The sequence below is a fragment of the Hungatella sp. SL.1.14 genome, assembly GCF_024460495.1.
Taxonomy (GTDB): domain Bacteria; phylum Bacillota; class Clostridia; order Lachnospirales; family Lachnospiraceae; genus Hungatella; species Hungatella hathewayi.
This window is the reverse complement of record NZ_JANFYJ010000162.1, coordinates 1-395: the sequence shown is the minus strand read 5'-3', so window position 1 is coordinate 395 and position 395 is coordinate 1. Positions and strand designations below refer to the sequence as shown.

At 48.1% G+C, this 395-nt stretch carries 2 pseudogenes; both read left to right on the top strand.

The features are described 5' to 3' along the window. Positions 1-221: pseudogene (locus NE473_RS30490) on the top strand (F0F1 ATP synthase subunit beta); the annotation flags it as partial. A gap of 11 nt (positions 222-232) precedes the next feature. Further along, positions 233-395: pseudogene (locus NE473_RS30485) on the top strand (F0F1 ATP synthase subunit epsilon); the annotation flags it as partial.

Genomic DNA, 395 nt, shown 5'->3' with positions numbered 1-395 from the left:
AAGATAAGCTTACCGTATCCCGTGCGAGAAAGATTCAGAGATTCTTATCCCAGCCGTTCTTCGTGGCAGGACAGTTTACCGGTCTGGAAGGCCGTTACGTCCCGCTGGCTGATACGATTCAGGGTTTCAAGGAGATTCTGGAAGGCAAACATGACGATATTCCTGAAAGCTATTTCTTAATTGCAGGTAGTATGGATGATGTTCTTGCCCGTGTGAAATAGGGGGTGGGAATATGGCTGATTTATTCAAACTGCATGTGATTACTCCCGAACGGAGATTTTACGATGGAGAAGCTTCCATGGTGGAACTGTGCACGACGGAGGGAGACATCGGTGTATACAGGAACCATATCCCGCTGACAGCCATTGTGGCTCCCGGAGTCTTAAAGATTCACG